This window comes from Pedobacter vanadiisoli (genome assembly GCF_042684385.1).
GTDB classification, from domain to species: Bacteria; Bacteroidota; Bacteroidia; order Sphingobacteriales; family Sphingobacteriaceae; genus Pedobacter; species Pedobacter vanadiisoli.
The window spans coordinates 207,559-228,051 of the sequence record NZ_JBHULL010000007.1 but is presented as its reverse complement, the minus strand read 5'-3'; the positions used below and the strand labels follow the sequence as shown (position 1 = coordinate 228,051).

Here is a 20,493-nt window from a genome sequence, read left to right as displayed (position 1 = left end):
ATCATTTCGCTTCCATCTGGTCATATTCCTGATTATGAGCCTTAATTTCTAAAGCCTCGACTAACCCTTTAACCCAAATCATTTATCGCGCATTCAATTCATAAATAAACACTAATTTTGCGCTCTAATTTTTATATACAATGAGGCTGGCAATAAATGGTTTTGGTAGAATAGGAAGAACATTTTTACGTTTAGCATTGGCTGAAGGATTTGAAGTGGTAGCAATTAACGATCTGGCAGATGCCAAAACGATGGCCCATTTATTTAAATACGATACCGTACATGGTGTTTATTGCGGTCAGGTTTCGGCCGAGCCCGATGCATTGGTTATCGATCAGGTTTCTATTCCTGTATTTTCCATTAAGGAAGCTGATGAATTACCGTGGTCTGCGTTAAGGGTTGATATCGTGGTTGATTGTACAGGTAAAAACCTAAGCAGGCAGGCAGCCGAAAAACACATCATCGCGGGAGCAAAGCAGGTGTTAATCTCGGCCCCGGCTGCAGACGATATCCCGATGGTAGTATTAGGGGTAAACGACCATCAGATCGATTTGAGGAGCCCTGTATTGTCAAATGCTAGTTGTACAACGAATAACATTGCCCCGATGATCAAAATTTTGAATGATAACTGGGGCGTTGAAGAAGGCTATATTACAACCATCCACTCGATGACGGGCGATCAGAATCTACATGATGCAAACCATAAAGATCTGCGCAGGGCCAGGGCTGCTTCATCTTCCATTATTCCCACTACAACGGGGGCTGCCAAAGCGATTACACATATTTTTCCAGAACTGGAAGGCCGTTTGGGCGGAGCAGGAATCAGGGTTCCGGTTTTAAACGGATCGTTAACCGATTTTACCTGCCTGTTAAAGCAAAAAACAACTATCGAAGAAATTAACGCAGCGTTTAAAAAAGCTGCCGAAAATGAATTGAAAGATCTTATTGAATATACCGAAGATCCGATAGTATCTATCGATATTATTGATAATCCCCATTCGTGCATATTCGATTCATTATTAACTTCTATCGTTGGCGACCTGGTTAAAGTAGTAGGTTGGTATGATAATGAATTTGGTTACAGCAGCCGTTTAATCGATGTGGTGAAAAAAATTGAGTCGTTACAAAAAGGCTGATATCTTTAGGATGGTTTATTTACCTACCTGTACGAGTTGCACCCTGACTTAAAGCATATCTCTGTACTAACCATTATTAAGGCAATAAGGACTGGATAGGGTGCTGTTTGTTAGTCTTTGTGGTTAAAATATCTAAAAAAATAAAAAGGTTTGGCTTTTGCTAAACCTTTTTGCGTTTTATTGGTTTAATCTGCCGGTACCTGGCACCAACTATTGGCATCCTAATAAGCCCAATGACTTTCTATAATCTCAACAGAAAAAAGAAAATAACGTGTAAACTGAACAGGCTTGGAAACACAAAATACAAACATGACAAAAAGGAAGTCTTTTCTTCCCAAATTATGGCTTATCCTCTCACTTACGGCACTTCTAGCAGCAGAAGGGTATTTTGGGCTGCGGTTGCACCAACTTTCCGATCAGCAGGAACGCATCAAGAAAGATTATTCCGATATCAATAACATTACCTACGGACTCTTCTCTGTGCAGCAATGGAAAGATAATGTTTCAAAGATTGTGCACCATCAGGTACGCAGCCTGAAAATGACTAAAAAACAAAAGAAAATACTGCAAACGGAAGTACAAAACGTATTGCTTGCACTTATAGATAAAGCTGAAGCCCTGGTAAATAAACCCAAAAAAACAATTAGCGGTAAGATACAGAAATTTGTGATACGCAATTTTGTAAACTCCGATAGTATCAGGGCGCAGGTACCAGATTTTGCGAAAAAGATTATTGCCGAGGTCGATAACCCGGCAAACAAACAACAACTGAGCAAAATGGCCATGGGCGAGTTTAACGAACTTGCCAATGAAGAAAAACTCGATAGTGCCTTTGTTTCCAATGGTGCTTCAGTAAAAGCATTGTACAAAGAGTACCATGTGGCTTCTACCGATGCACTGAATAAAAAACTTGTTCAGTCGCTGTCAAGTATCCGTAGCCAAACGTATGCTTATTCATTTGGCATGCTCGCTTGTGTAATTATTGTTTTGGGATTTTGGTGGGGGCTTCGTAAACGCCGTAACCTGCATGTTGCCCTTTTCATAATGTCTTTGCTGTTTGCATTTATACTCCTTGCCGTTGGCCTTACCGCTTCAATGATAGAGGTAGACGCCCGCATCCGTTCGCTTGATTTTGTGCTGCTTGGTGAGCATGTGGTTTTTAAAGATCAGGTATTGTTTTTTCAGAGCAAAAGTATCATGGATGTGGTACATGTCCTCATCAGCCAGCCCGGTATCGATTCAATTCTGGTCGGAGTGCTGATATTGGTGTTTAGCATCCTTTTTCCTATAGTGAAACTGAGTTCAACAGGGATCCACCTCCTGGGGAATAAAAAGCTGGCCGAAAATAAAGTGATTAAATACTTCGCTTTCCAGTCGGGTAAGTGGAGCATGGCCGATGTCATTGTAATCGCCATCTTAATGGCCTATATCGGGTTAAATGGCCTACTCGAAAGTCAGCTCCGGGCACTCAATATCAAAAATGATTCTTTAACCATTCTAACAACCAATAACACAGCATTGCAGCCCGGATACATCATATTCATCAGCTTTGTACTATACGGCCTCATTCTCTCTACGATATTAAAGTTCATCACACCGCATGATGCCCGTTAATTCGGTTTATTGCAGCTGTTAGATTAAATTTTATGGCAACAACGACATATAATCCTAAAAATACCCCGGCAAAGAAGAACAGGTTGATCCCTTTTGCACTGATTACAGCACTTAGTCTGCTCGTCATCGGTGCTGCCTATTTTGGTTACCGTTTCCACCAGCTTTCTTACGAGCAGAAACGGATCAAGGAAGATTACAGTTTATCGAACAACATTACTTTCGGTATTTTCTCCGTAGATAGGTGGGGAGAGAAGATTTCGGCTGTTGTTGATCAGCGCGTAAAAGGCTTCAGGTTAACCGCAAAACAGAAAATTGAGATGCGGAAAGGGATCGAGAAGGAACTGCACGGATTGGTTAATAAGGCTGTTTCAGAAGTAACGAAACCGCAGAAAACATTGGGCGGAAAGCTCAAAAAGTTGGCCTTTAACAGTATTGTAGATGTGGATGAGCTTCATGCACAAGTACCATCTTTTGCAAAAACCATTGTAACGAAAATCACCAGTCCAACCAGCTTAAAACGACTTAAAAATGTTGCTGCGAGTAAAGTAGACGAGCTCGAAGAGCAGACCTACGATAGTACCGATACCACCATTACCGCTGTAGAACATAATATCTACAAAAAGTACCACGTTGCGGGAGCTACAGCTTACGATCGTCTGGTAGAAACTAAACTTCTGCAAATTAAACACGATACACTTTATTGTTTTTGGGGCATGTTGGGCTGTGTAGCCATTGCATTAACACTATGGCTCTTTTTAAGAAAACAGGTACAATTGCATGTGCCATTATTCGTCATGTCCTTGCTTTTTGCTGTTATCCTGCTTACAGTGGGAGTGACCTCACCGATTATCGAGGTTGATGCGCGTATAAAAACGCTGGAGTTTGCATTATTGGGCGATAAAATCGTCTTTGCCAATCAGGTGCTTTTTTTTCAGAGCAAAAGTATATTGGGAATTATAGGAACATTAATAGAACAGCCCAAACCCGATGCCGTACTTGTTGGTGTCCTGTTGCTCGTATTTGTGGTGGTATTGCCGCTTTTCCGTATTGTGGCAAGAGGGATATATATATCATGCAGCGATTTTTTCAGCAGCCAGAAAGTGCTGCGCTTTATGGCGTTCGATCTTGGTAAATGGGATATGGCTGATGTAATGGTGGTAGGCACCACAATGACTTATATTGGATTAAACGGAATACTTAAGAGCCAGCTCTCCGGCCTGAACATTAAAAACGATACACTAACCACTGTTACTGCCAACAATTCGGCGTTGCAACTCGGTTTTTTCGTATTTGTAGCTTATGTGGTTTATGCAAAAGTGCTTTCTTTTATTATAAAGCGCATTGACGAGAAAAATGGTCCAGGTAAGCAATCAAACATGAAATATGCCACTCATGATGGCAGTGACTGATAGATCCTGCACTTCCTTGCTGAAAATGGCAGATTATTCTTTTGAGTTTGATCCCGCTTGCAGTTTTCAACATGTTGAAAATTGTGACTGATATTATTATCGGGTTTCAATTGCTTTATTAACTTTGCAAACGTTTGCGGTGCATCCTATAGCAATGTCTTCAGATATAAGCTAACGATAAAAATATGGTCAAATTTATTCTTCCGGAAGAAGTACTGCCTTTAAGAAGCCTGGTTTTACGCAATAACAAGCCATTAGAAGCCTGTGTTTTTGAAGGCGATCTTGCCTATGATACTTTTCACCTTGGTTTTTTAACAGATGGAGAAATAAAATCTATTGCCACTTTCATGCGCAATGATTTTTTTCCGGAAGAGGGCGAAGGGTATCAGCTCCGTGGCATGGCTACGCATCCCGGGGCAGTTGGAAATGGATATGGTGCTGCACTGGTTACCTTTGCCATCGAATACTTAAAAGAATATAATACCGATTATTTATGGTGCAATGCCCGCTCAACTGCTGCAGCATTTTATAAAAAAATCGGTTTTACCACCGAGTCGCCCGAATTTGATATCCCCGGAATCGGCTTCCACTACGAAATGAAATTAAACTTAAAATCAAAATAATTAAACATGAACACAATTGACCAGTTCGACTTTAAAGATAAAAAAGCCCTGATCAGGGTAGATTTTAACGTTCCTTTAGACGACGAATTTAAAATTACTGATGATAAAAGGATCAGGGCTGCCTTACCTACCATTTCTAAAATCTTAAAAGATGGCGGTGCTGTTATTTTAATGTCGCACCTGGGCCGTCCGAAAGATGGACCAACCGATAAATATTCTTTAAAACACATTTTAAGCGATTTATCTGCTTTGACAGGTGTTGATGTAAAATTTGCTGATGATTGTATCGGCGAAAGTGCGGTAAAACAGGCTGCCGATTTAAAACCTGGTGAGATTTTATTGCTGGAGAACCTCCGTTTCTACAAAGAAGAAGAAAAAGGTGATGTTTCTTTTGCTGAAAAATTATCAAAACTAGGCGATGTTTACGTAAACGATGCCTTTGGAACGGCACACCGCGCACATGCTTCTACTTCGATTATAGCGCAGTTTTTCCCTGAAGCAAAATACTTCGGTTATTTAATGGCTGCGGAAGTAGAAAATGCGGAGAAAATTTTAAACCACGCAGAACGTCCTTTCACTGCCATCATGGGGGGAGCTAAAGTATCTGATAAAATCCTTTTGATTGAGAAATTATTGGAAAAAGTGGATAACCTCATCATTGGTGGGGGTATGGCTTATACTTTTGCCAAAGCACAGGGTGGCGAAATAGGTACTTCTTTATTAGAAGCAGATAAACAGGAACTTTCTTTAGAACTGATTGAAAAAGCAAAAGCAAAGGGTGTAAACCTGATTTTACCTGTTGACACGGTAATTGCCGATCGTTTTGCCAACGATGCAGATAAAAAAGATGTCACTTCAGGTGAGATTCCTGAAGGTTGGATGGGACTTGATATCGGCCCGAAAACAGCCAAATTGTTCCAAGAGGTGATCAAAAACTCTAAAACTTTATTATGGAATGGCCCAATGGGTGTTTTCGAGATGGAAAGCTTTCAGGTAGGTACTAAAGCAGTTGCCGATGCAGTTGTAGCGGCTACAAAAGATAATGGCGCATTTTCATTAATCGGTGGTGGCGATTCTGCTGCAGCGATTGCCAAATTCGGTTTGGAAGATGAAGTAAGTTATGTTTCCACCGGTGGCGGTGCTTTACTCGAATACATGGAAGGTAAAGAACTACCAGGCGTTAAAGCCATTAATGGGTAAGAAATACCAATAAATATGAAAGGGCCTTGCAGATGATATTTGCAAGGCCTTTTTGTTTTTATAATGATTTACAGTTTTAGATCTACTTATGATCACTGTATTCTGCTCCTGTTAAATTTCAATTTTTTCTTCTTTATTGTATTTATCATATTCCCTCCACTGTATCTTATTATTTTCTGAAGCCATTTGCCAGCAATTTATCTGTTGATAAATCAATAAATACATTTTTAACAGAATTAAAATTATTCCAATAATGGAGTTAATATTTCTATATTTGAAGCTATTTATATTAAGTCTAAATAAAATCAATTTCACATGTTTAAAATCCTAACTTTATTTTTAACGGTCTTATCGGTACAGGCTTTTGCCCAAACAGGTACGATTAAGGGCACAGTAACTACTTCAGATGGTAAACCAGCAGAATTTGTAAATGTTTTTCTAGCAGGAACAAATAGGGCAGCGGTGGTAAACGAGGCAGGTCATTATACAATAAACAGAGTTGCTGTAGGAACTTATACCTTAACCGCTAGTTTCACCGGACTTCTAACACAAAAAAGCACGATAACGGTAAAAGCAGGTGAAACCACCATTATTAATTTTACGCTGGTTGAAGGCAAACAACAGTTGCAGGAGGTTGTTGTAAATAGCAATGGCCGGCAAACTAAAGAAACCGACTATGTTGCCCGTATGCCTTTAAAAAACCTCGAAAATCCACAAGTATATAATGTTGTGGGAAAGGCGTTAATTAAAGAACAGTTGATGACTGATGTTAAGGAGGTGTTTAGGGCTGCGCCTGGAGTAGTACCCACAGAATATGTAACGGGAAGCTTTGCAGTATTATTTAGGGGCTTTACCAATTTTGATTATGCCAGAAATGGAATGGCTACCTCAGTTTACAGGACAGGAACGGAAATAGTGAATCTTGAACGGGTAGAGTTGATTAAAGGACCATCAGGTACGCTTTTTGGCGCTCAGGTAGCTACTTTTGGTGGTGCTATAAATCTGGTGACCAAGAAACCTTATGCGGGTTTTGGTGGTGAAGTAGATTATAGCATGGGAAGCTTTGATTTAAGCCGAGCTACTATTGATCTCAATACACCGCTAAATAAAGAGAAAACAGTATTGTTAAGGTTCAATGCAGTAAAGCACCAGCAGAACAGTTCAAGCGAATATGGTAAAAATAAAAGGTATGTAATTAGTCCCAGCCTTTCCTATCAAGCCAGCGAACGTCTTTCGTTCTTGTTCGATTTTGAATATTTTAACAGTAATGCAACCCGTTTAGCCTACACCTTGCTTTTTGGGGATGAAGTACCTTTCAAGTCAGCCAAAGATATTCCATTAGGCTTTAAGAAGTCTTTCTTTCAAAATGATCTGCTAAGCGATGCTGAAGCCACAAAATATTTTGGACAGGCTAAATATCAGATCAGTAAAAACTGGACATCAACAACTGGTATATCCCACGTAAATGAATTTTTAAACCATAGCTATCAACCTTATGTGGAATGGATCGATGCTGACACGGCTTCAACAAGCATTAGGCATTTTGGTCCGAGAGAAAGAACTTATGCCAATATTCAGCAAAATTTCAATGGTAAGTTCAGTACGGGCAAGTTTCAGCATAACCTGTTGATTGGTGCTAGTTTCGAATATAATGATGAAACACTTACCTACAAAGCTCTTTCGCTTGATAAAATAAATATTAACCAACCTTTTGAAAAATCAGGATTGAGCAGGGTAACCAGCCTTTTGGCCGATAATTCAATACCTGCATCAAATGATGCCTATGGAGGAAATGCCTTTGGTTTATATGCATCTGATGTAATCAACTGGACAGACCGTTTGTCGACGATGTTAAGCTTGCGTTTTGATCGTTTTAAGCAAACCTATGAAGGCGGTTTTGTTCAGCCATCTCTCTCTCCTAAATTCGGAGTTGTTTATCAAGTGGTTAAAGACCAGGTATCTTTATTTGGAAACTTTATGAATGGTTTTCAAAATCAGGGACCGCTTGAACAGCCGGATGGGACTCTTTTTAAACCAAAACCGGTTTTTGCCAACCAATTGGAAGGTGGGGTAAAAGCTGAACTGCCAGGAGGTAAACTCGGCGGAAATATCAGTTACTATTATATTGATATTGACAATGCTTTGCGTACAGATAATGCCCTGTTTAGTTTTCAGGATGGTAAGCAGGTGAGCAGGGGTGTTGAAGTAGAACTTACTGGAAATCCTTTTACTGGTCTTAATGTTGTGGCAGGATACGGATTTAATCAAAATAAGTTTATTAAAGCCGATGTTTATGAAGGTAAATACGCCACTCAGGCCCCCAAGCACGTCGTTAATTATTGGTTAAATTACCAGTTACCATTGCAGAATATTAAAGGCATCGGGCTGGGTTTTGGAGGAAACTATGTTGGCGATTCTTATTTAAATTCCAGCAATACTTACATTATCCCGGCCTATCACATTATTAATGCAGCTGTTTCTTACCAAAAAGAAAAATGGAAATTTGGCTTTAAACTAAACAACATCACCAATGTAGAATATTGGGATTTGGTAGGAAACCCACAATTTACCAGGAACTTTGTGGCCAATTTTTCTTTCAAATTTTAAGAACCTGTTTAACTATATTCTAAGTTGAAGTTTTTAACCACAGATATACACACCTGGCCTGCCGTTCAGGCGGGGATAAACACGGATTTTTATATCTGTGTGTATCCTTTTTATCTGTGGTTAATTATTTTTACCTGTTCGAGTGGTTTAAATTTAATGCTATTGCACACTGAGCCTGTCCAAGTGCTTTCTTTGTACTAAAAATAGTGTCTTCGATTACGCTCAAAACTGACATAGTACTTCACTTTATGAAACAGGTCCTTTTTATGATACTTTCACATATCAACATAAATCGTTTTGATGTTGTGGATTACCTAAAAAACCTGCCATCCCGTATTTAGCAATACCATATAAACGGCCAGGTAACATACCAAAAATGCGGTTGAGAGTGCAAAATATCGTGTTACTTTATAACTGCCTTTTTTAAATGGAATTAAAAACAGGACATTGAAGACTTCAGACAGCAGGGCACAGGTGAAATTTAAGCAAACCATTACACAACTGAAAGCCACTACAAAAATGGCTGGCTGGATTATGATTCCTGAAGGCAGGCCATAAAGTGCACCCATAATAAAACTGATGGGAAGGATGATTAAAGCATATTTTAATCCCGATATAAAATTAATAACAAAATATCTGCCCGGTTTAGGGAGCGCGGTTTTAATTTTCGTTGGTTTTGATTCCTTTTCATCTATCACAGTTGCCGATATCCCATCCAAAGCTTCTTCATTTGTTTTTTGCTTTTTACCCCTTTTCTGTTTTTTATAGCGAGGCCACCAGATGGCAAATCCGGTAATAAAAAGTGCCAGTGGCATTAAACCTGCAACAATGGCAATAAACTGCGTAGGTCTGCCCCCGAAACTACCGTAATGGATAGGGGTTAACCAGCTAAGGTAGGCATTACCAACATTTGGGAAATCCTTGCGACTGTTCAGCAATACTTTGCCGGTGTATTGATCAACCACTAACATTTCCCGTTTCCCTTGTTTAGGTAAGCTTCCGCTCAAAACATCTAACCGGTATGTTCCTGTTTTGTCTGCCGGAAACGCTATTCCACCAATATGGGCATCTGGCATTTTTTCTTTAACCGCGGCAACAACCTGTTTAAGCGGAAGAGGCACAGCCTGTGCATGCCATGCAGATTTTGCGCCTAAGAGCTGGGCAACTCCTTGTGGCGATTTTCCGCTAAGTACAAATAACAGGGGTATAACAAGCGTAGAAAAAGTAATGGAAAAACCGGTAAGGCTTAGTATTGCTACAATGGGAGAGGAATAAAAACCAAGTGAATTATGCCAGTCGTAATTTTGTCTTTTAAAAGAGCCGCTAAACCTTACCGTAAGCGCTGATTTTAACTGTTTCCATTTCTTTGGGATCCATAAACGCAGGCCTGAAATGGTTAAGATCAAAAGACAGAGGGAGGCCAAACCACAGATGTAACGCCCCACAACGGGGATCAGTAATGTACGGTGCAGTTCGGTAACCACATGGATAAAAGAACTGGTATGTATTCTTTTGCCGCCTATTTTTCCTGTATACGGATTAATAAAAGTTTCTTCATTGCTTTTTAAATCCAAAATGCTGTAAGCTTCATTGGGATTTTTGAAGTTGTTCAGCATCAGGTAGTCGATTTTAAGTTTCGGATAGTTCTTTTTAATGAGCGGTACAATCTCTTCCACGGGCATTTTTTGCTTTTGCGCAATTACCTCGAAAAGCTTTGGGTTTAAAGCGCGGTCAATCTCATCCTGGAAAACAAGAATGCTACCTGTTAAACCTATAAAGGCCACTACCGCACCTGCAATAATACCAAGGTAAAGGTGCCATTTACCGAACCATCTCTTTTGATGTTTTGCCCAACTGATTTTTTTAGAATTGTCTGCTGATTTCATTTAGCGGATATACCCCTTAACCGGGAACGTATTTCAGAATTTGTTTGCTACAAAGAAATAGTTTTAATCCCGCTTATCCAAATTATTTTTAATGAGTCTAAATAAGTTGAGTAGGGTCGTGTAATTTCCTGGATTAGAAAAGTATTTATTTGGATAAAAGGAATAGTGTGTCAGCTCTGGTTGAAAAGTGATGTTGCGGTATAAGAATTTTATTACAGGTGTAATCCGGCTTTTAAACGAGGGATAAAAAAGGCTGAAAGTGGGAGGCGCCATTGTATTTTAATACCAATAAATGAGGGTTTTTAGTTAAAACCTTAAAATTTAGGAATAAAAATGGGCCAGCGTGACACTTTGTTGTGATTTGCTTTTAACCGCCTTATTATCAATGTTAAAGCTTTTTTAGGTTGTTTTAATTGCCTTATTCTAATAATATTGTAGTGCCATTATCGTAACAAAAAAGATGTGGAAAACTTTTTTGTGGTAAAAAGTGGTAAAAAGTGGTAGAACTCTTTACTTTTACACTAGATAAAAAGTGTAGATACCACTATGACCCAACTTTTAGGAGAATTTGATTGTAAACTTGACGCAAAAGGTCGCCTTATGGTGCCTGCTGCGCTTAAGAAACAATTGCCTAATGCCGAGAATGATGGGCTCATAATTAACCGTGGTTTTGAGAAAAATCTGGTTATCTATCCTAAAAATGTATGGGACGCTGTTGTGGCCGACCTTGCCAAACTCAATATTTACGATCAGGAAAACAGGGCTTTTGTAAGGGCTTTTACGCGTGGGGCAACTGAGCTTTCGCTTGATGCTGCCGGCCGTGTATTGTTGCCAAAATCATTGGTTGAATATGCGGGTATTGGTAGTGATCTGGTTTTGGCCTGTCAGTTAGATCGTATTGAAGTTTGGGATAAAAAATCTTACGAAGATATTTTTGATGATGTACCGGCCAATTTTGCTAACCTGGCTCAAAAAGTAATGGGTGGTAAGAAAGGAGGTGCAGATGGCGAATAATTATCATGTGCCTGTAATGCTGCAGCCTTGTATTGATGGCTTGAATATTAAGCCTGACGGGGTTTATGTAGATGTTACTTTTGGTGGCGGAGGTCATTCGAGAGAGATTTTAAAGCATTTGGGGCCGAAAGGAACCTTAATTGCTTTTGATCAGGATCCGGATGCGCAGGCTAATATTCCTGCTGATGATCGTTTTGTGTTTATTGATCAGAACTTCGGGTTTTTGAAAAACAACCTGCGTTTAAAAGGTTTCAGGCAGGTAGATGGTATTCTGGCTGATCTGGGGGTTTCTTCTCATCAGTTTGATGTGCCTGAACGTGGTTTTTCAATCCGTCATAACGCCGATTTGGATATGCGTATGGATCAGCACCGCAATTTGACTGCTGCTGAAATCCTGAATACTTATACTGAAGATAAGCTGCATAAAATTTTTGGTATTTATGGTGAGGTAAAAAATGCGAAGTCTTTGGCCCGTGCCATTGTTACTGCGCGTTTAGAAAAGCCTTTTACTGATATTAACAGCCTTAAATCGGCTATATCGGCCTATATTCCTAAAGGTAAAGAAAATAAATACCTGGCGCAGGTTTTTCAGGCGCTTAGGATAGAAGTGAATGCAGAAATTCAGGTGCTCGAAGATTTTTTACAGCAAGCGGCTGAAGTTTTAAAGCCTGGCGGCCATTTGGTGGTGATGTCTTATCATTCTTTGGAAGACAGGCCGGTTAAAAACTTCATGGCAAAAGGAAAGTTTCAGGGAGAGGTGGAGAAAGATTTTTTCGGGAACCAGCAGAAGCCATTTAATGTAATTACACGTAAAGCGATTATTGCCACTGATGAGGAGATTGCGCAAAACAATCGGGCCCGCAGTGCGAAACTAAGAATTGCAGAAAAAATATGAACAGGTTTAGAGAAGAGATAGAAGAAGAGGAAGTTGGACCTGAGCCGGAATTAAAAGCTGCGCCCAAAAAGCCGAAAACTGCTGAAGAAAAGATGGATAGTAACTCCTTTATCAGCAAGCTTTTTAATGATGGGTTAGTAAGCAAGGAAGCGGCAACCGATGCTTTGCCTTATCTGTGTTTTTTGGCTTTTCTGGGGATGGTTTACATTGCCAATAGCCACTTTGCGGTAAATAATGTACGCCGCATTGATAAATTGAATAAAGAAGTAAAAGAATTACGATGGGAGTATAAATCGCTAAAAGCCGAACTGATGTTTAAAAGCAAACTGACGGAGGTTGCTAAAAAGGTTGATACCCTGGGAATAAAAGAACTGATTGAACCACCAAAAAAAATAATTGTTAAAAGCGATGAATATTAGAGCAAACATCTTGCTTCGTGTATATCTGGCATTTGGCTTAATTGTGCTTTTTGCTTTTGCGGTGTTTTTACGCCTCGGTCAGGTGCAGTTTGTACAGGGAAAAAAATGGAAAGCTATGGCTGATAGCCTTTCTACACGCTATGTAAATGTGGAAGCTGCCCGTGGGAATATTTATTCTAATGATGGTAGTTTGCTGGCGACTTCGATACCTGAATATGAATTGCGTATGGATATGATTGCTGGTAGTATTCAGGATAATGATTTTTTCAATTCAAAAGTCGATTCGTTGGCCATGAAACTGGCACAGACTTTTGGCGATAAGAGTGCTAAAGATTATTCTCGTTATTTGCGAAAAGCCAGACAAGATAGTGTGCGTAGTTTGCTGCTTAAGAGGAGGGTTTCATATCAGGACTTAAAGGTGGTTAAGACTTTTCCTTTGATTTCAGCAAAAGGTTTGAGTTGTTTGGTGATTACACAGCATAATAAACGCATTCTTCCTTTTCAGGCTTTGGCTGCCCGTACAATTGGTTATAAAAACGAAAATGTGGCTAATGGGGTAGGCTTAGAAGGTGCATATAAAGAATACATTAATGGTGAAACCGGGAAAAGGCTGATGCAGCGCATTGCCGGTGGAGTATATATTCCGGTGAATGAGGAGGCTGAAGTGGCTCCAAAAGACGGGGCTGATATTATTTCGACCATTGATGTGAATATGCAGGATTTGGCACAAAGTGCACTGGAAAAACAGTTGATCAAATCGCAGGCCGATCATGGTACGGTGATTTTAATGGAAGTTGCAACCGGCGAGATCCGTGCAGTAGCCAATTTCTCTAAAGTAGAAGAAGGTGTTTACAAAGAAAAATTTAACTACGCCATTGCGGGTAACCAGGATCCAGGTTCGACGTTCAAATTGGCCTCATATATGGCTTTACTGGAAGATAAATTGGTTGATACCAATACCATGGTTGGAACGGGTACTTATAAAATTCCGGGGCATACCATTAAAGATTCTCACGGAAGCATTGGTGTGGTAACAGTTAAAAAAGCCTTCGAACAATCATCAAACGCGGCAATTGCATACCTGATTAACAGTAAATATGGTGCAGATCCTAAGAAGTTTACCGATCATTTGTACGATTGGCATTTGAATGAAAAAATGAGACTGCAAATCCCAGGTGAGGCCACGCCGGCAGTAAAGAATCCAAAAACAAATAAAAGTTGGAACAAGAACATGACTTTGCCGCAAATGGCTTATGGTTATGAAATGCAGTTAACGCCATTGAAAATGTTGTCGCTTTATAATGCAGTGGCCAACAATGGTAAAATGATAGCGCCAATTTTTGTGAAAGAGATCAGAAGGCTGGGTAACCCGATTGAACAATTTAAAGCCAGGGTAATCAACGAAAAAATCTGTTCGGATGTGACGTTAAGCAAGATTAAGAAAATGCTTGAAGGAGTAGTAACCGAGGGGAGCGGAAAGCAGATTGTTTATAATCCCTTATACCCGATAGCAGGTAAAACCGGTACCGCCCAGGTGGCCGACGCGAACAAAGGCTATAAAGCCAATAAACAGTACCAGGCTTCTTTTGTAGGGTATTTTCCGGCCGATAAGCCTAAGTATTCTCTAATCGTAGTAATTAACGATCCTAAAGGTGCTTATTACGGTGCTTTGGTTTCAGGTCCGGTGTTTAGGGAAATTGCCGATCGCATTTATGCCAGCGATATGCAGATGTATAACGATGTGCCGACACGTTTAGTGGGGAATACCGGTACTCCGCCAACGAAAGCAGGGCAGAGTAAGGCTACACAAAAAGTATATAAAGCATTTGGATTTAAGCCACTTTTTGCGTCGAAATCTGAATACTACAATATAATAGATACCAGTGCAGGAACTATTTTTCAGGAAAATAGCGAACGTAAAGGTGTGATGCCGAATGTATCAGGAATGGGACTAAAAGATGCACTCTACCTGTTGGGAAATGCCGGATTAAAAACGAAAGTCTTGGGATCTGGTAAAGTAATCAGTCAGTCAATAGCTGCTGGTACAAAAGTGGGCAAAGGATTAGGTGTACAGATTGAATTGAATTAAGGTAAAAAGGTTTAAGGTGTAGGGTGTAAGGTAAAAGATTTAAAATCTTGATACTAGGTACTCATTACTTAATACTAAAAAGAATAAAAAATGCAATTACAGGATTTACTTTACGGTGTAACGATTAAAGAATTGGTTGGTAAAACCGATAGGGAAATCAATGCGCTGAATTTCGATTCACGTAAGGTAGGTAAAGATGATGTTTTCTTTGCAATAGTGGGTACATTGGCCGATGGGCATCAGTTTATCGATCAGACCATTACGCAAGGGGCTACCGTGATTGTTTGCGAAAACCTTCCTGAAAATCCAAATGCAGAAGTAAGCTACATTAAAGTAGATAATACATCGGTGGCTTTGGGTATTATGGCCGGCAATTATTTTGGCAATCCTTCTGCCGGGTTAAAGCTGGTTGGCATTACCGGTACAAACGGAAAAACCACCATTGCTACCATTTTATTTAAGTTGTTTAAAGCCTTAGGTTATAAAACCGGACTAATATCAACGGTCGAAAATTACATTAACGATACCGTTGTACCTGCTACGCATACCACACCGAACCCAATTGCGCTTAACCAGCTTTTAAGAGATATGGTAATTGCCGGTTGCGATTATTGCTTTATGGAGGTGAGTTCGCATGCGGTAGCTCAACATCGGATTGAAGGTTTGACTTTTGCAGGCGGTGTATTCTCGAACATTACACACGATCATTTAGACTTTCATAAAACTTTTGACAATTACCTGAAGGCTAAAAAGGCATTTTTTGATGGTTTGCCTAAGTCGGCCTTTGCATTGACCAATACTGACGATAAAAACGGCATGGTGATGCTTCAGAACACCAAAGCATATAAAAAAACCTATGCACTTAAGCAATTGGCCGATTTTAAAGCTAAAATTATCGAAAACCAGTTCAGTGGGTTGCACCTGGATATCGATGGTGAGGATGTATATTTTAAACTGGTTGGTTCATTTAATGCCTATAATTTGCTTGCAGTATACGGTACAGCTGTTTTGCTTGAGCAGGATAAATTAAAAGTATTGACACTTTTAAGCAGTTTATCGGGAGCTGAAGGCCGTTTTGATTATATCACCTCGCCCGATAAAATTATTGGTATTGTAGATTATGCGCATACGCCCGATGCTGTGCAGAATGTGCTCAGTACCATTGCCAATATCCGCAAAGGTACCGAACAGGTAATTACGGTAATTGGCTGTGGTGGCGACCGCGATAAAACCAAACGTCCGGTAATGGCGCAGGTAGCCTGCGATTGGAGCGATAAAGTAATTCTGACTTCTGATAATCCGCGTACTGAAGATCCGCAAACAATTATCAACGAAATGGAAGCCGGCGTATCGCCAAGCAACAAGCGTAAAACCTTATCCATTTTAGACAGGAAAGAAGCCATTAAAACAGCCTGCCATCTGGCTCAGCCAGGCGATATTATTTTAATAGCAGGCAAAGGACACGAAAAATACCAGGAAATAAACGGCGTTAAGAATCATTTTGATGATAAAGAGATTTTACTTGAACAATTAAACCCAATCAGCTAATGTTATATTTATTATTCGAATACCTGCATAAGCACTACGACATTCCCGGATTGAGGTTGTTTCAATACATCACCTTCCGTGCTTCAGTTTCTATCATTTTATCGCTGATCATTACCACGGTATATGGCCGGAGGCTGATCGATTTTTTGCATAAAAAACAGGTGGGAGAAACGGTAAGAAATTTAGGCTTAGAAGGCCAGATGCAGAAACAAGGTACACCAACTATGGGGGGTATCATCATTTTGCTGGGCATTTTAATCCCCACATTACTTTTTGCCAATATTACCAATATCTATGTCATTCTGATGGTGATTACGACGATCTGGATGGGAGCAATTGGCTTTCTGGATGATTATATCAAAGTTTTCAAGAAAAATAAAGAAGGTCTGGCCGGTCGTTTCAAAGTGGTTGGTCAGGTAGGATTAGGCCTCATTGTTGGCACTACGATGTATTTCCATCCAAATATTGTAGTAAGAGAAACGGTTCAGGATAATGTGAAAAATACGTCTTCTGTACCAATGGTATTGCGTCAGAAAGGGGAAACTTTTTATTATACCCAGGATGTAAAATCGACGAAAACCAATATGCCTTTTTATAAGAACAATGAGTTCGATTATGCCAAGGTGCTGAAGTTTTTAGGCGGCGATTACCAGAAATATGCTTTTATTATCTTTTTGGCTTTTACGGTATTTATCATCACTGCGGTTTCAAACGGGGCAAATATTACCGATGGTATTGATGGGCTTGCAACAGGAACTTCTGCCGTAATTGGTATTACACTGGGTATTTTGGCCTATGTTTCCGGTAACACAATCATGGCCGATTATCTGAACATTATGTACATCCCCAACTCGGCAGAGCTAATGATTTTTGCCGGAGCATTTGTTGGGGCATGCGTTGGTTTCCTTTGGTACAATTCTTACCCCGCTCAGATTTTTATGGGCGATACCGGAAGTCTGGCCATAGGAGGGATTATTGCAGCTTTTGCACTGATGATCCGTAAAGAACTTTTGATCCCGATTTTATGCGGAATATTCCTTGTTGAACTGGTATCGGTAATTATGCAGGTTTCTTACTTCAAATACACCAAAAAGAAGTTTGGAGAGGGGCGCCGGATTTTCCTGATGTCGCCTTTACATCACCATTACCAGAAAAAGGGATATCACGAAGCCAAAATTGTAACACGTTTCTGGATTATCGGAATCATGCTAGCGATTATGACCATTGTAACATTGAAATTGAGGTAGAGGGTTAGGGTTTAAGAGGCCAAATGCCGAAATAGTGAAGAAAAAAGAAAATAATAAATAGTGTAAAAAATAAAAAGTGATGTTTCAGTCAGGAAACTTGAAACTCACTACTTAATACTAAAATAACAATGAGCACAAGTAATATCACATCAGGCAATACTAAGTCAGCAATGACCGGGCACGGCCGTGTGGTTATTCTTGGTGCCGGCGAAAGCGGTGTAGGAGCTGCAAAGCTGGCACAGGCCAAAGGTTTCGAAGTATTTGTTTCTGATTATGGTGTAATTGCAGATAAGTATAAAGCTGCCCTTGAAAAACTAGGTGTGCCTTTCGAATCCGAAAAACACACAGAAGAGCTGATTCTAAATGCCACTGAAGTGATTAAGAGTCCGGGTATCCCGCCTACCGCTCCAATTGTAAAAAAACTGGTGGCAAAGGGCATTCCAGTAATTTCGGAAATTGAGTTTGCCAAACGTTATACTACGGCTAAAACCATTTGCATTACAGGTTCTAACGGAAAATCGACAACAAGCCTGTTAACCTACCACATTCTAAAAAATGCAGGTTTAAATGTAGGCTTGGCTGGTAATATCGGGCAGAGTTTTGCAGCTCAGGTGGCTACTGATCACTATGATTATTATGTGCTTGAAATTTCGAGTTTCATGCTCGATGATATGTTTGAATTTAAGGCAGACATTGCGGTTTTATTGAATATCACACCCGATCATTTAGACCGGTACGATTATAAACTGGAGAACTATGCAGCATCAAAAATGCGCATTATCCAAAACCAGACAGCTGATGATGTTTTCATTTACTGTGCAGATGATGAGGAAAGCCTAAAGGCTATGGCCATCACTAAGCCCCTCGCCAAAACCTATCCTTTTTCGATTGTAAAGCCGGTTGAAACAGGTGCTTATTTAGAAGAAACAACTATACATATCCTTACTGAACCAACTAATCAACTAACCATGTCTATTTCAGATTTAGCCTTACAGGGCAAGCACAACGTTTATAATTCTATGGCTTCTGGCATTGTAGCCAAAGTTCTGGAATTAAGAAATGATTCTATCCGCGAAAGCATGGGTAATTTCAAAAACATTGAACATCGCCTGGAGCACGTAGCCAAAATTTCTGGAATTGATTTTATCAACGATAGTAAAGCTACCAATGTTAACTCCACGTGGTATGCCCTGGAAAGTATGACCAGTGATGTTGTGCTCATTATGGGCGGTGTTGACAAAGGCAACGACTACAGCATGCTTAAAGACCTGGTAAAAAGCAAGGTTAAGGCTATCGTTTGTTTGGGTAAGGACAATAAGCGTATTCACGATGCTTTTGAAGATGATGTAGACGTGATTGTGAATACTTTTTCGGCTGATGAGGCTGCTCAAATTGCATTTCACCTGGCTAAGCGCGGTGATACAGTTTTGCTCTCTCCAGCCTGCGCAAGTTTTGATTTATTTAAAAATTACGAAGACCGCGGTAACCAGTTTAAAGCGGCAGTTAGAGAATTATAATAGGAGGCTCAATTATGTTGCAGGCACTACTTAATAAAACAAAAGGCGACAGGTGGATCTGGTTGATCATCATCCTGCTTTCGCTTATATCAGTAATGGCAGTGTATAGTGCAACTGGAACTTTGGCATATAAAAAAGGCGAAGCTGTTGAAAAGCTTTTGCTAACCAAACACCTCATTTTTGTACTGCTGGGTATAGGTATGATTTATATTGCCCACTTGCTCGATTACCGCTATTATGCCGGTATTTCGAAGGTGCTCATGATTGTAACCATTCCTTTGTTGTTTTATACGCTGATCTTCGGAACCAACTTAAACGATGCATCACGCTGGGTTAAAATCCCGGTAATCGGGCTGACATTCCAAACATCCGATTTGGCCAAGCTTGCGTTGATTACATTTTTGGCACGGATGCTCACCAAAAAACAAGAGAATATTAAAGATGTAAAAGAATCATTTATACCAATTATGGGGTCGGTTTGTGTAGTGTTTGTGTTAATTGCGCTGGCCAACCTCTCTACAGCATTAATGTTGTTTGGTGTAAGTATTTTGCTGTTAATTATCGGACGGATCAGTATAAAGCAGATTGCCATAGTTTGTGCAGGGGGCTTTATCCTGTTAATGTTTGTTTTCTTTTTAGGTCCAAGAAGGAAAACCTACATGTCGCGTATAAACTCGTTTATGCATCCCGAAATGCAGCATTCAGATAAAACTTTCCAGGCAGACCAGGCAAAAATTGCTTTGGCTACTGGTGGTGTTTTTGGTAAAGGACCAGGTAATAGTACACAACGCAATTTCCTGCCACACCCGTATTCGGATTTTATTTTCGCCATTATTATTGAAGAATGGGGAACTGTGGGAGGAATTGTAATCATGATACTATACCTGGTACTTTTATACCGGTGTATTAAGATTGTCACGCGGGCGCCCAAGGCCTTTGGGGCACTGCTTGCAGCAGGACTAAGTTTCAGTCTTACCATTCAGGCATTTGCCAATATGGCGGTAGCAGTTGGTTTAGGTCCGGTTACCGGGGTTCCGCTTCCGCTGGTGAGTATGGGAGGTACTTCCATGATTTTTACCAGTGTGGCTTTTGGCATTATTTTAAGTGTAAGCCGTGATGTGGAAGAAAATGCAAAACTGACTTCAAAAGAAGAAAAAACAAATAATAAAATCATTGTTGGAGAGATTCCGGCGATGGCTTAAATAGATAGATCGTGATTGCGAGGAAGTATGACGAAGCAATCTGATTAAAGAAAAGATGTTAAAATAAACTTAGTGCGCTTTGCGAAA

15 protein-coding genes are annotated in these 20,493 nt (G+C 40.0%); 14 read left to right on the top strand and 1 reads right to left on the bottom strand.

Translation table 11 applies throughout. The annotated features are described in order from the left end of the window. The first annotated feature begins 140 nt into the window (after positions 1–140). The 6 genes from gap to ACFSR6_RS06940 all read left to right on the top strand — a co-directional run bounded on the left by gap (position 141) and on the right by ACFSR6_RS06940 (position 8,589). Positions 141–1,136 carry a type I glyceraldehyde-3-phosphate dehydrogenase gene (gap, locus tag ACFSR6_RS06965; protein WP_379076789.1) on the top strand — a complete coding sequence of 332 codons (996 nt, stop codon included), beginning with the start codon at positions 141–143 and terminating at the stop codon, positions 1,134–1,136. Positions 1,137–1,445: 309 nt separating this feature from the next. After that, positions 1,446–2,750: a paraquat-inducible protein A gene (locus ACFSR6_RS06960; protein WP_379076786.1), complete on the top strand. Its 1,305-nt coding sequence runs from the start codon at positions 1,446–1,448 to the stop codon at positions 2,748–2,750. Between the two features lie 32 nt (positions 2,751–2,782). Continuing rightward, positions 2,783–4,159: a paraquat-inducible protein A gene (locus tag ACFSR6_RS06955; protein ID WP_379076784.1), complete on the top strand. Its 1,377-nt coding sequence runs from the start codon at positions 2,783–2,785 to the stop codon at positions 4,157–4,159. Between the two features lie 185 nt (positions 4,160–4,344). After that, positions 4,345–4,782, top strand: coding sequence for a GNAT family N-acetyltransferase (locus ACFSR6_RS06950; RefSeq protein WP_379076782.1), 438 nt, complete (start codon positions 4,345–4,347; stop codon positions 4,780–4,782). 6 nt (positions 4,783–4,788) lie between these two features. Further along, positions 4,789–5,982 carry a phosphoglycerate kinase gene (locus ACFSR6_RS06945; protein WP_379076779.1) on the top strand — a complete coding sequence of 398 codons (1,194 nt, stop codon included), beginning with the start codon at positions 4,789–4,791 and terminating at the stop codon, positions 5,980–5,982. Positions 5,983–6,297: 315 nt separating this feature from the next. Further along, complete coding sequence (locus tag ACFSR6_RS06940) at positions 6,298–8,589, top strand: TonB-dependent siderophore receptor (protein ID WP_379076776.1); 2,292 nt, start codon at positions 6,298–6,300, stop codon at positions 8,587–8,589. 314 nt (positions 8,590–8,903) lie between these two features. Here ACFSR6_RS06940 and ACFSR6_RS06935 read toward each other — a convergent pair whose 3' ends face one another. Beyond that, positions 8,904–10,475: a PepSY-associated TM helix domain-containing protein gene (locus ACFSR6_RS06935; RefSeq protein WP_379076774.1), complete on the bottom strand. Its 1,572-nt coding sequence runs from the start codon at positions 10,473–10,475 to the stop codon at positions 8,904–8,906. Between the two features lie 546 nt (positions 10,476–11,021). Between ACFSR6_RS06935 and mraZ the strand changes: the two genes are divergently transcribed. The 8 genes from mraZ to ACFSR6_RS06895 all read left to right on the top strand — a co-directional run bounded on the left by mraZ (position 11,022) and on the right by ACFSR6_RS06895 (position 20,406). After that, complete coding sequence (mraZ, locus tag ACFSR6_RS06930; RefSeq protein WP_379076771.1) at positions 11,022–11,489, top strand: division/cell wall cluster transcriptional repressor MraZ; 468 nt, start codon at positions 11,022–11,024, stop codon at positions 11,487–11,489. Continuing rightward, complete coding sequence (rsmH, locus tag ACFSR6_RS06925; RefSeq protein WP_379076768.1) at positions 11,479–12,384, top strand: 16S rRNA (cytosine(1402)-N(4))-methyltransferase RsmH; 906 nt, start codon at positions 11,479–11,481, stop codon at positions 12,382–12,384. The genes mraZ and rsmH overlap by 11 nt, the downstream gene beginning before the upstream one ends. After that, a complete protein-coding gene (locus tag ACFSR6_RS06920) occupies positions 12,381–12,803 on the top strand; it encodes an FtsL-like putative cell division protein (RefSeq protein WP_379076766.1) in 423 nt (140 codons plus the stop codon). The genes rsmH and ACFSR6_RS06920 overlap by 4 nt, the downstream gene beginning before the upstream one ends. After that, positions 12,793–14,892 carry a penicillin-binding protein gene (locus tag ACFSR6_RS06915; protein ID WP_379076763.1) on the top strand — a complete coding sequence of 700 codons (2,100 nt, stop codon included), beginning with the start codon at positions 12,793–12,795 and terminating at the stop codon, positions 14,890–14,892. Before ACFSR6_RS06920 ends, ACFSR6_RS06915 begins: the two co-directional genes overlap by 11 nt. Before the next feature lie 90 nt (positions 14,893–14,982). Continuing rightward, a complete protein-coding gene (locus tag ACFSR6_RS06910; protein ID WP_379076761.1) occupies positions 14,983–16,440 on the top strand; it encodes a UDP-N-acetylmuramoyl-L-alanyl-D-glutamate--2,6-diaminopimelate ligase in 1,458 nt (485 codons plus the stop codon). Then, a complete protein-coding gene (mraY, locus tag ACFSR6_RS06905) occupies positions 16,440–17,687 on the top strand; it encodes a phospho-N-acetylmuramoyl-pentapeptide-transferase (RefSeq protein ID WP_183762482.1) in 1,248 nt (415 codons plus the stop codon). The genes ACFSR6_RS06910 and mraY overlap by 1 nt, the downstream gene beginning before the upstream one ends. Before the next feature lie 128 nt (positions 17,688–17,815). Further along, positions 17,816–19,204: a UDP-N-acetylmuramoyl-L-alanine--D-glutamate ligase gene (gene murD, locus ACFSR6_RS06900; RefSeq protein WP_379076757.1), complete on the top strand. Its 1,389-nt coding sequence runs from the start codon at positions 17,816–17,818 to the stop codon at positions 19,202–19,204. A 14-nt stretch (positions 19,205–19,218) separates the two neighbouring features. After that, on the top strand, positions 19,219–20,406 hold the full coding sequence (locus ACFSR6_RS06895; RefSeq protein ID WP_379076754.1) for an FtsW/RodA/SpoVE family cell cycle protein: 1,188 nt from the start codon (positions 19,219–19,221) through the stop codon (positions 20,404–20,406). Positions 20,407–20,493: the final 87 nt, after the last annotated feature.

What these genes read in the sequence shown, in the direction of transcription:
- mraY (WP_183762482.1), top strand. Translation starts at nt 16,440, where the DNA reads ATGTTATATTTATTATTCGAATACCTGCATAAGCACTACGACATTCCC.
- ACFSR6_RS06950 (WP_379076782.1), top strand. Translation starts at nt 4,345, where the DNA reads ATGGTCAAATTTATTCTTCCGGAAGAAGTACTGCCTTTAAGAAGCCTG.
- ACFSR6_RS06915 (WP_379076763.1), top strand. Translation starts at nt 12,793, where the DNA reads ATGAATATTAGAGCAAACATCTTGCTTCGTGTATATCTGGCATTTGGC.
- mraZ (WP_379076771.1), top strand. Translation starts at nt 11,022, where the DNA reads ATGACCCAACTTTTAGGAGAATTTGATTGTAAACTTGACGCAAAAGGT.
- ACFSR6_RS06935 (WP_379076774.1), bottom strand. Translation starts at nt 10,475, where the DNA reads ATGAAATCAGCAGACAATTCTAAAAAAATCAGTTGGGCAAAACATCAA.
- gap (WP_379076789.1), top strand. Translation starts at nt 141, where the DNA reads ATGAGGCTGGCAATAAATGGTTTTGGTAGAATAGGAAGAACATTTTTA.
- ACFSR6_RS06920 (WP_379076766.1), top strand. Translation starts at nt 12,381, where the DNA reads ATGAACAGGTTTAGAGAAGAGATAGAAGAAGAGGAAGTTGGACCTGAG.
- ACFSR6_RS06960 (WP_379076786.1), top strand. Translation starts at nt 1,446, where the DNA reads ATGACAAAAAGGAAGTCTTTTCTTCCCAAATTATGGCTTATCCTCTCA.
- ACFSR6_RS06910 (WP_379076761.1), top strand. Translation starts at nt 14,983, where the DNA reads ATGCAATTACAGGATTTACTTTACGGTGTAACGATTAAAGAATTGGTT.
- ACFSR6_RS06940 (WP_379076776.1), top strand. Translation starts at nt 6,298, where the DNA reads ATGTTTAAAATCCTAACTTTATTTTTAACGGTCTTATCGGTACAGGCT.
- rsmH (WP_379076768.1), top strand. Translation starts at nt 11,479, where the DNA reads ATGGCGAATAATTATCATGTGCCTGTAATGCTGCAGCCTTGTATTGAT.
- ACFSR6_RS06945 (WP_379076779.1), top strand. Translation starts at nt 4,789, where the DNA reads ATGAACACAATTGACCAGTTCGACTTTAAAGATAAAAAAGCCCTGATC.
- ACFSR6_RS06955 (WP_379076784.1), top strand. Translation starts at nt 2,783, where the DNA reads ATGGCAACAACGACATATAATCCTAAAAATACCCCGGCAAAGAAGAAC.
- murD (WP_379076757.1), top strand. Translation starts at nt 17,816, where the DNA reads ATGAGCACAAGTAATATCACATCAGGCAATACTAAGTCAGCAATGACC.
- ACFSR6_RS06895 (WP_379076754.1), top strand. Translation starts at nt 19,219, where the DNA reads ATGTTGCAGGCACTACTTAATAAAACAAAAGGCGACAGGTGGATCTGG.